Consider the following 5,472-nt stretch of genomic DNA (forward strand, 5'->3'; position numbering starts at 1 on the left):
TATTGCTGATTGCACATACCCCATAAGACAAGTAAACGGGTAGCACCACAAAAGGTGTCACCCGTTTACTTTTTCATGAAACCGCCTCACTCCAGCGGCTTGCGGTAGTTCGCTTCCAGTACCCCGCGCAGCCCCGTTTCCGGGTAAAGCACCTTCCCTCCCAAAAGTATGAAGGGCAACACGCGGTTGTTGCGGTATTCCTGCAAGGTGCGCCGGCTCACACGGAGCAGTTCCGACACCTCGCCGTCCGTCAGGTAACGTTCCCCGTCCAGCGGAGGACGGTAGCTTTCCAGAAATGCGGACAGCCATTTCGAGCCTTTGCGCATATCCTGCACCACAGAGGCTATCGGCTCGTCTTCCATCGTAAAAACATCGTTGTTCTCGTTCATCATAACTTCGGATTCAGTGGGTGAATAAATCAAATCATCTGCCGTGCGGATAGAGCGTGCCGACAAGCGGTATCAGCCGCTTCACCTCCTCTGGCTTGTAATAGAACCTGCGGTTTATCTGCGAGTAGCCGATAAGCCGCCTGTCACGCAGCGTCTGCAACGTGCGCGGGCTTATTCTCAACTGCCCGCAGACCTCCTCGCCCGTGAGCCATCTTTCCATGCGCCCCGTGTCGCTTTTGCGCCTCAGGGCGGCGACCTTCTCCGAGAGTGCGCCGAATGCCGCCACCATCATCTCGAAAGTCTTTTTCTCGATAGATACTATTTCCATATTCATGTCATTTAGAGTTTGCCGCAAAGGTAACGAAACGGCATACAAGACGTATCGTTTTCCGCTGAAAGGCTGCCTGTTGCGCCGTTTGACCGGGTTACGGAGCCATCTTCCGCAAAAATCTTACGTGAGTCACGTAGTGAGTTGTTAAAGCCCCTTTTGTTTATTGCCGAATTTTGTCGCAGAAACAAAAAGAAAGGACTGAACATGAAAGTGATAACAATGGAAAGTTCCGCCTACAAGGAGATGATGGCGCAGATTGCGAACATCGCAGGGTACATCCGCGAGGCAAGGGACGAGAAGAAACGGAAGCGGGAAACCGAAGACAAGCTGCTTGACACGGCACAGGCGGCGAAGATGCTCAACGTGAGCAAGCGCACCATGCAGCGTATGCGCACCGACCACCGTATCGAGTATGTGGTGGTACGCGGAAGCTGCCGCTACCGCCTTTCCGAGATACTGCGGCTATTGGAGGACAACACAGTAAGGAACGAGGAAGGGACAATAGACACCCTGTTCCACAACCACACGCTGCGCACGGGCGGCAAACCAAAAGGAAGGAGGACATAGGTCATGGAACTGCTCACACGAAACAACTTCGAGGGCTGGATGCAGAAGCTGATGGAACGGCTCGACCGTCAGGACGAACTGCTGCTGGCGATGAAGGCTGAGGGGAAACAGCCCACTATCACGGAAAGCATCCGCCTTTTCGACAATCAGGATTTGTGCATGTTGCTCCAGATAAGCAAACGCACCCTCCAACGCTACCGCAGCGTAGGCGCATTGCCCTACAAGACGCTGGGCAAGAAGACCTATTACAGCGAGGAGGACGTGCTGACATTCCTTTCCAACCATATCAAGGACTTCAAAAAGGAAGATATAGCCTTCTACAAGGCTCGTATCCATAATTTCTTTCATAAATAACCCATTAAAACATTTTTCAGATGGCAAAGAAAAAAGACGAAAAGGACGTGCTGGTAGTCCGTGACGAGAAGACAGGCGAGATCAGCGTGGTAGCCGGGCTGAACGCGGACGGCACACCCAAGCGCACCCCCGCAAAAGCGGAGAACGCGCAGAGTTTCCTGCAATTCGACCGACATGGCGACGTGCTGGACAACTTCTTCAAGAACTTCTTCCGGCAGTGCAAGGAACCCAGCCGCTTCGGTTTCTACCGCATTGCGGCAGACCAAGCTGAAAATCTCTTAGAGGTGATGAAGCAACTGCTGAAAGACCCCGAAGCGAACAAGGAGCTGCTCGCCCCTCACAAGGTGGACACCTCCGACTATGAGAAGAAGGTGCAGGAAGAGATGGCAGCACAACAGACAGAGAAACAAGAACCTCAAAAACAGGAGAACATGGAACAACGGAAAGAACAGCAACAGGACAAATCCGAACAGATGCAGGGCAAACGTGGCTACCAGCCCATCGACGAGAGTAAAATCAACTGGCAGGAGCTGGAGGACAGATGGGGCGTAAAGCGGGACAACCTTGAAAAGTCCGGCGACCTTACGAAGATGCTCAACTATGGCAAGTCCGACTTGGTAAAGGTCAAACCGACCTTCGGCGGCGAATCATTCGAGCTGGACGCCCGCCTCTCCTTCAAGAAGGACGGTGAGGGAAACATCAGCCTCGTGCCGCACTTCATCCGCAAGGAGCAGAAGCTGGATGAGTACAAGGAACACAAATTCTCCGACAATGACCGGAAGAACCTCCGCGAAACGGGCAATCTCGGTAGGGTCGTGGACATTGTGGACAGGGAAACGGGCGAGATCATCCCCTCCTACATCAGCATCGACCGCAAGACGAATGAAATCACGGACATTCCGGCAAGCAGGGTGCGCATCCCGGAGCGCATCGGCAAGACGGAAATCACCACGCAGGAGCGGGACATGCTCCGCGCCGGACTGCCCGTACGCGACAAGCTCATCGAGCGCAACGACGGCAGAAAGTTCGTCACCACCCTGCAAGTGAACGTGGAGCAGCGCGGCGTGGAGTTCGTGCCGGGAACCGGCAAGTCGCCCCGTACTGCACAGACACAGGAAACCAAAGGCGACACATCGAAAAGTCAGGCGCAGGGCGGGGAAAATGCCGCACAGACCAAGAAGGAGCAACGCCGCAACACGTGGACGAACGAGGACGGCAGCATCCGCCCCATCAGCAAATGGAGCGGCGTGAGCTTCACCGACCAGCAGAAAGCCGACTATGTGGCGGGTAAAGCCGTGAAGCTGGAGAACGTGACCGACAAGCAGGGCTTCCATGCCACGATGTATATCAAGTTCAACCCGGAGAAGGGACGCCCGTACCGCTACGACACGAACCCTGACAATGCACAGCAGGTTGCTCCGTCCAACGAGAGCCGCACGCAGGTGGCGGTGAACAACGATGGCAAGACCAACGAGGCTACAAAGAATCTGAGAGAGCCGTTGCAGAAAGGTCAGACCAACCCGAAGGACGCCCGCCAGCAACAGCAGCAGGAGAAGCCGCAGAAGAAAACGGGCAAGGGCATGAAAATGTAATCCCGTGTCCGCCACTGAATCCAAAATAAAATCCAAAGTATCAACAAAAAAGAAGAAGACATGAAGACAATCATTGCAGAAAAGCCCTCCGTGGCACGTGAAATCGCCCGCATCGTGGGCGCGACAAAGAGAGAGGAAGGATATTTCGAGGGAGGCGGTTATGCCGTGACATGGGCATTCGGACACCTCGTTCAGCTTGCCATGCCCGACGGCTACGGCGTGCGCGGATTTGTCCGTGACAACCTCCCGATTATTCCCGACACATTCACGCTCGTCCCCCGTCAGGTCAGGACGGAGAAAGGTTACAAGCCCGACAGCGGCGTGGTGTCGCAGATAAAAGTCATCAAAAGACTGTTCGACACAAGCGAACATATCATCGTGGCGACCGATGCCGGACGCGAGGGAGAGCTTATCTTCCGCTACCTCTACCACTATACGGGTTGCACCACTCCTTTCGTGCGCCTGTGGATCAGCTCTCTCACCGACAAAGCTATCCGCGAGGGACTGCGGAAACTCGAAGACGGCAGCAAATACGACAACCTCTACCTCGCCGCCAAAGCGCGGAGCGAATCCGACTGGCTCGTGGGCATCAACGGCACACAGGCGTTATCCATCGCCGCCGGACACGGCACGTATTCCGTGGGGCGGGTGCAGACACCAACGTTGGCTATGGTATGTGAACGCTACTGGGAGAACCGCCGCTTTACGTCCGAAGCATTCTGGCAGCTCCATATCGCAACGGACGGTTGCGACGGCGAAGTCGTGAAATTCTCATCCTCCGAGAAATGGAAAGAGAAAGAACCGGCGATGGAACTATATAATAAGGTAAAGGCGGCAGGTTGCGCCACTGTCACGAAAGCCGAGCGCAAGGAGAAGACGGAGGAAACTCCCTTGCTCTACGACCTGACCACGCTCCAGAAAGAAGCCAACGCCAAGCACGGCTTCACGGCGGAACAGACGCTTGAAATCGCGCAGAAACTCTACGAAAAGAAGTTGATAACCTATCCGAGAACGGGAAGCCGCTACATCCCCGAAGACGTGTTTGCCGAAATTCCCAAACTGCTCGCTTTCATCGGCACACAGCCCGAATGGAAAGACAAGGTGCGGGCAAAAGCCGCCCCGACACGCCGCAGCGTGGACGACGGCAAGGTGACAGACCACCATGCCCTGCTCGTCACGGGTGAGAAACCGCTCTTCCTCTCCAAAGAGGACAATACCATCTATCAGATGATTGCCGGGCGCATGGTCGAGGCATTCTCTGAGAAATGCGTCAAGGATGTGACCACTGTCACGGCGGAATGTGCCGGAGTGGAGTTTACCGTAAAAGGCAGCGTCGTGAAGCAAACCGGATGGCGTGCCGTCTATGGCGAGGAAAAAGAGGAAATTACCATCCCCGGCTGGCAGGAAGGCGACACGCTGACACCGAAAGGCTCGTCCATTACCGAAGGAAAGACCAAACCCAAGCCGCTGCATACCGAAGCCACCCTGCTCTCGGCAATGGAAACGGCGGGCAAGGAAATTGAGGACGACGCACTGCGGCAGGCGATGAAGGACTGTGGCATCGGTACTCCCGCCACACGCGCCTCCATCATCGAAACGCTTTTCAAGCGCGGTTACATGGAACGCTGCAAGAAGTCGCTTGTTCCCACCGAAAAAGGACTTGCCCTCAATTCCGTCGTCAAGACGATGCGCATCGCCGATGTTGCCATGACGGGCGAATGGGAAAAGGAGCTGGCGCGTATCGAGCGCGGGGAACTGTCCGACGACACCTTCCGCAAGGAGATAGAGGCGTACACACGTGAGATAACCTCCGAACTGATCTCGTGCGACAAGCTCTTCGGCAGCCGTGACTCCGGCTGCGCGTGTCCCAAGTGTGGCACGGGCAGGATGCGGTTCTACGGCAAGGTGGTACGCTGCGACAACACGGAGTGCGGACTGCCCGTGTTCCGGCTGAAAGCGGGACGCACCCTGTCCGACGATGAAATCAAAGACCTGCTCACCGAAGGGCATACCAAGCTGCTCAAAGGGTTCAAGAGCAAACAGGGCAAGAGTTTCGATGCTGTTGTCGCCTTTGACGGGGAATATAACACGACTTTTGTGTTCCCGGAGGCTAAAAAGGACAAGAAATTTTCAGGACGGAAGAAATAGTATTAACTTTGCCACTTGTTCAGAGTAATGAATTGTTCTTCGATACCGGATTACACTCATACTTTGGATTTAGTGGTGGCACTCGGAGGGA

At 55.0% G+C, this 5,472-nt stretch carries 6 protein-coding genes; 4 read left to right on the forward strand and 2 right to left on the reverse strand.

The window, feature by feature from the left end:
* Positions 1-86: 86 nt before the first annotated feature.
* Together H8S63_RS19490 and H8S63_RS19495 are read right to left on the reverse strand one after the other, a co-directional pair.
* Complete coding sequence (locus H8S63_RS19490) at positions 87-392, reverse strand: helix-turn-helix domain-containing protein (RefSeq protein ID WP_004291424.1); 306 nt, start codon at positions 390-392, stop codon at positions 87-89.
* 31 nt (positions 393-423) lie between these two features.
* On the reverse strand, positions 424-723 hold the full coding sequence (locus H8S63_RS19495) for a helix-turn-helix domain-containing protein (protein ID WP_004291426.1): 300 nt from the start codon (positions 721-723) through the stop codon (positions 424-426).
* A gap of 201 nt (positions 724-924) precedes the next feature.
* Between H8S63_RS19495 and H8S63_RS19500 the strand changes: the two genes are divergently transcribed.
* The 4 genes from H8S63_RS19500 to topB are packed head-to-tail and all read left to right on the forward strand — an operon-like array spanning position 925 to position 5,381.
* Positions 925-1,287: a helix-turn-helix domain-containing protein gene (locus tag H8S63_RS19500; RefSeq protein ID WP_004304264.1), complete on the forward strand. Its 363-nt coding sequence runs from the start codon at positions 925-927 to the stop codon at positions 1,285-1,287.
* A gap of 3 nt (positions 1,288-1,290) precedes the next feature.
* Positions 1,291-1,641: a helix-turn-helix domain-containing protein gene (locus H8S63_RS19505; RefSeq protein WP_004291454.1), complete on the forward strand. Its 351-nt coding sequence runs from the start codon at positions 1,291-1,293 to the stop codon at positions 1,639-1,641.
* 20 nt (positions 1,642-1,661) lie between these two features.
* Positions 1,662-3,233 carry a DUF3945 domain-containing protein gene (locus tag H8S63_RS19510; protein WP_004291455.1) on the forward strand — a complete coding sequence of 524 codons (1,572 nt, stop codon included), beginning with the start codon at positions 1,662-1,664 and terminating at the stop codon, positions 3,231-3,233.
* A gap of 60 nt (positions 3,234-3,293) precedes the next feature.
* Positions 3,294-5,381: a type IA DNA topoisomerase gene (topB, locus tag H8S63_RS19515; RefSeq protein WP_004291456.1), complete on the forward strand. Its 2,088-nt coding sequence runs from the start codon at positions 3,294-3,296 to the stop codon at positions 5,379-5,381.
* The last annotated feature ends 91 nt before the right edge of the window (positions 5,382-5,472 follow it).

It is taken from the genome of Bacteroides sp. NSJ-39, from assembly GCF_014287315.1.
Classification (GTDB): domain Bacteria; phylum Bacteroidota; class Bacteroidia; order Bacteroidales; family Bacteroidaceae; genus Bacteroides; species Bacteroides finegoldii.

What these genes read in the sequence shown, in the direction of transcription:
- H8S63_RS19510 (WP_004291455.1), top strand. Translation starts at nt 1,662, where the DNA reads ATGGCAAAGAAAAAAGACGAAAAGGACGTGCTGGTAGTCCGTGACGAG.
- topB (WP_004291456.1), top strand. Translation starts at nt 3,294, where the DNA reads ATGAAGACAATCATTGCAGAAAAGCCCTCCGTGGCACGTGAAATCGCC.
- H8S63_RS19500 (WP_004304264.1), top strand. Translation starts at nt 925, where the DNA reads ATGAAAGTGATAACAATGGAAAGTTCCGCCTACAAGGAGATGATGGCG.
- H8S63_RS19505 (WP_004291454.1), top strand. Translation starts at nt 1,291, where the DNA reads ATGGAACTGCTCACACGAAACAACTTCGAGGGCTGGATGCAGAAGCTG.
- H8S63_RS19495 (WP_004291426.1), bottom strand. Translation starts at nt 723, where the DNA reads ATGAATATGGAAATAGTATCTATCGAGAAAAAGACTTTCGAGATGATG.
- H8S63_RS19490 (WP_004291424.1), bottom strand. Translation starts at nt 392, where the DNA reads ATGATGAACGAGAACAACGATGTTTTTACGATGGAAGACGAGCCGATA.